We start from the raw sequence: 3,822 nt of genomic DNA, 5'->3' as shown, positions 1-3,822 counted from the left end.
GACGCCCGGCCGGGCGTCCGCGTCGAGGTGGTGCGGGATGAGGTAGTCGAACTCCCGGTCCAGGTGCGGCACGGAGAGCAGCGGCAGAACGCGCCCTACCGGGTCGACCTCGGCAGCGCGTGTGTCGGCAGCGCGCTTGTCGGCAGCGCGTGTGGCGGCAGCCACCCGGGTGCGACCGTGACCGTCAGAGTCCGGCGGCCGCGCGAAGCTTGTCGGCGCGGTCGGTGTTCTCCCACGGCAGTTCGATGTCGGTGCGGCCGAAGTGACCGTACGCAGCCGTCTGGGCGTAGATGGGGCGCAGAAGATCCAGGTCGCGGACGATCGCGCCGGGACGCAGGTCGAAGACCTCGTTGACCGCCTGCTGGATCCGCGCGGGATCGGCCTTTTCGGTGCCGAAGGTCTCGACGAACAGGCCGACGGGAGCGGCCTTGCCGATCGCGTATGCGACCTGCACCTCGAGCCGGTCCGCCAGTCCCGCGGCGACGGCCGTCTTGGCGACCCAGCGCATGGCGTACGCGGCGGAACGGTCGACCTTCGACGGGTCCTTACCCGAGAACGCGCCACCGCCGTGGCGGGCCATGCCGCCGTAGGTGTCGACGATGATCTTCCGTCCGGTCAGGCCGGCGTCGCCCATCGGGCCGCCGAGCACGAACGATCCGGACGGGTTGACCAGCAGCCGGACATCGGCGACGTCGAGACCGGCGAGGTTCGGGTCCGCGAGTACGGCGTCGACGACGTGCGCCCGGAGATCCGGGGTGAGCAGGTTGTTGAGGTCGATATCCGCGGCGTGCTGAGTGGAGATCACGATGGTGTCGAGGCGGACCGGCTTGTCGCCCTCGTACTCGATGGTGACCTGGGTCTTGCCGTCCGGCCGCAGGTACGGGAGCACACCGGTCTTCCGCACCTCGGTCAGCCGGCGCGAGAGCCGGTGCGCGAGGGAGATGGGCAGCGGCATCAGTTCCGGGGTTTCCGAGCATGCGTATCCGAACATCAGGCCCTGGTCGCCGGCGCCCTGCAGCGCGACCTCGTCGTCGGTCAGCGTGCCGCTACGAGCCTCGAGCGCGACATCGACACCCCCGGCGATCTCCGGCGACTGCGCGCCGATCGCGATGTTCACGCCGCAGGAGTTGCCGTCGAAGCCCTTGGACGAGCTGTCGTACCCGATTTCGAGCACGCGATCGCGCACGATCTTCGGGATATCGGCATACGCGGAGGTCGTCACCTCACCCACCACGTGCACCTGACCGGTGGTCACGAGCGTTTCCACTGCGACACGGGCACGCGGGTCGTCCGCGAGCAGCGCGTCGAGGACCGAGTCGCTGATCGCGTCGCAGATTTTGTCCGGGTGCCCCTCGGTCACGGACTCGCTGGTGAAAAGCCGACCGCCGGTCTTGCTCACAGAACTCCCTCTCGACTGATGTGTCTAGCTCTGGACGAACGCTGTGGAGCGGCACGCACTCCCGGTCGGGTCGAGCCCGGCCACTGTGCCGACGCTACTGTCCCGGCAGCGTCGGCGCGAGTATTAAAATCATCGGACTCTACGTCCGTTCTACCTGCGCCAGCAGCGGTCGCAGTGCATCGAGGACCCTGCTTGCCATCAGAGCCTTGGATCCGTGGGCGAGCGCCGTCTCGGAGCCGTCCGCGGACAACAACCATCCGTCGTTGTGGTCGACCTCGAATGCCTTGCCGTCGCCCACGGCGTTGACGACGAGAAGATCGCAGCCCTTGCGGGCAAGTTTCTCACGCGCATAGGTCAGGACGTCGCCGTGTTCGTCGCCGGTTTCGGCTGCGAATCCGACGATGACGGTGTCCTTGGACAGTCCACCGTCGGCACGGGAGCGCACCAGTCCGGCGAGGATGTCGTCGTTCTTCGTCAGCGCGATCGAGTCCGGTTCGCCCGCACCCTTCTTGATCTTGCTTTCGGCGAAGGCGGCGGGACGGAAATCGGCGACCGCGGCCGACATGATGACGGCGTCGGCGGTCGCGGCATGCTTGGTGACCGCGTCCTGCATCTGCGCGGCGGTCTGCACCCGCACGACGTCGACGGCGGCGGGATCGTCGAGGCCCGCGACCGCGCCGGCCACGAGGGTGACGTCCGCGCCGCGCTGCGCGGCCAGGCGGGCAAGCGCATAGCCCTGCTTGCCCGACGAGCGGTTGCCCAGGAACCGCACCGGATCGAGAGGTTCGCGCGTGCCACCTGCGGAGACGACGATGCGCCGGCCGACCAGGTCGCGGGGCAGCGCGTCGGCACGTTCGAGCATCAGTGCTGCCAGCGCGTAGATCTCGTCGGGTTCGGGCAGACGCCCCGCTCCGGTGTCCTTGCCGGTGAGGCGACCCGAGGCGGGCTCGACCACGACACTGCCGCGACGACGCAGAGTTGCGACGTTGTCGACCGTGGCGGGGTGTTCCCACATCTCGGTGTGCATCGCGGGCACGAACATCACCGGGCACCGCGCGGTGAGAAGAGTTGCCGTGAGGAGATCGTCGGCGCGGCCGGATACCGCCCGGGCCATGAGGTCGGCGGTGGCGGGCGCGACGACGACGAGGTCGGCCTCCTGCCCCAACCGCACGTGTGGTACCTCCGGCACGTCGGCGAAGACGCCGGTGTGCACGGGGTTACCGGAGAGTGCCTCGAAGGTGGCGCGCCCGACGAATTGAAGTGCTGATTCGGTGGGAACGACCCGCACGTGATGGCCGTTCTCGGTGAACGCCCGGATCAGTGCGCACGCTTTGTACGCGGCGATCCCGCCGGCGACTCCGACGACGACGCGGCGGCGCTGTCCGGTTTCCGGAGCGCCGTCCGCGGCGTGAAGGCTCACTCGCCTTCGGTGTGCTCGAGCAGATCCGCGTGGATCTCGCGCAGCGCGATGGACAGCGGCTTCTCCTGCAGACCCGGCTCGACGAGCGGGCCGACGTACTCGAGGATGCCGTCACCGAGCTGGTTGTAGTAATCGTTGATCTGCCGGGCGCGCTTGGCCGAGTAGATCACCAGGGCGTACTTCGAGGAGGCGCGTTCGAGCAGCTCGTCGATCGGCGGGTTGGTGATACCCAGCGGAGTGTCGTAGACCGGAAGGGCGTTGCCCTCGAGGTCGATCGCTGCTGACTGCATGCTGCTCACTCGGTGTTCTCCTGAGTTTTCGCGGGATAGAAATCTAGCGTCGGCGGACTCTGCAAACGGCACCGGTCGGGCGCCCGCAAGCACGCTCCGGTCACCCGTTTTCGGGACCGACTAACAAGGATACCAATTCTTCGCACGCACGGTCGACATCATCGTTGACAACGACGACATCGAACTCGTCCTGAGCGGCGAGTTCGGTGCGCGCGGTGTCCAGGCGGCGGGCCACCACGTCCGCGGATTCGGTGCCGCGTCCGGTGAGGCGCTCGACGAGCACCTCCCAGCTCGGCGGTGCGAGGAAGACCAGGACGGCCTCGTCCATCGCGGCCCGCACTGCGCGGGCTCCCACCAGATCGACCTCCACGAGCACCGGTCGCCCGGCGGCGAGCGCCTCGCGTACCGGCGCTGCGGGTGTGCCCGAACGTTGCAGGCCTGCGTGGATGTCGGCCCATTCGAGCAACTCGCCGTCGTCGATCATGCGGTCGAATTCCTCGCGGGTGACGAAGCGGTAGTCCACCCCGTCCACCTCGCCCGGTCGTGGGGCGCGGGTGGTCGCGGAGACACTGAACATCAGATTCGGCACCCGGTTGCGCAGAAGGCGCACGACAGTCGACTTACCGACCGCGGGGGGGGGGGGGGCGCCCGCGCCCCCCCCCCCCCCCCCCCGGGGGGGGGGGGGGGGGCGGGGGGGGGGGGGGGGGGGCGCC

General features: G+C 69.0%; 3 protein-coding genes and 1 pseudogene. All 4 read right to left on the bottom strand.

The features are described from left to right. Positions 1 to 184 precede the first annotated feature (184 nt). Complete coding sequence (gene metK, locus TVH25_RS21005) at positions 185 to 1,399, bottom strand: methionine adenosyltransferase (RefSeq protein ID WP_422425383.1); 1,215 nt, start codon at positions 1,397 to 1,399, stop codon at positions 185 to 187. A 139-nt stretch (positions 1,400 to 1,538) separates the two neighbouring features. Continuing rightward, entirely contained in the window at positions 1,539 to 2,819 is a 1,281-nt protein-coding gene (gene coaBC / locus TVH25_RS21000; RefSeq protein WP_169621819.1) for a bifunctional phosphopantothenoylcysteine decarboxylase/phosphopantothenate--cysteine ligase CoaBC, read from the bottom strand. Then, positions 2,816 to 3,109, bottom strand: coding sequence for a DNA-directed RNA polymerase subunit omega (gene rpoZ / locus TVH25_RS20995; RefSeq protein WP_169621973.1), 294 nt, complete (start codon positions 3,107 to 3,109; stop codon positions 2,816 to 2,818). The genes coaBC and rpoZ overlap by 4 nt, the downstream gene beginning before the upstream one ends. 100 nt (positions 3,110 to 3,209) lie before the next feature. After that, positions 3,210 to 3,746: pseudogene (gene gmk / locus TVH25_RS20990) on the bottom strand (guanylate kinase); the annotation flags it as partial. Between the last annotated feature and the right edge of the window lie 76 nt (positions 3,747 to 3,822).

Origin of the sequence: Rhodococcus sp. 7Tela_A2, from assembly GCF_049311045.1 — a bacterium.
Taxonomy (GTDB): domain Bacteria; phylum Actinomycetota; class Actinomycetes; order Mycobacteriales; family Mycobacteriaceae; genus Rhodococcus.
This window is presented reverse-complemented; position numbering and strand designations above follow the sequence as displayed.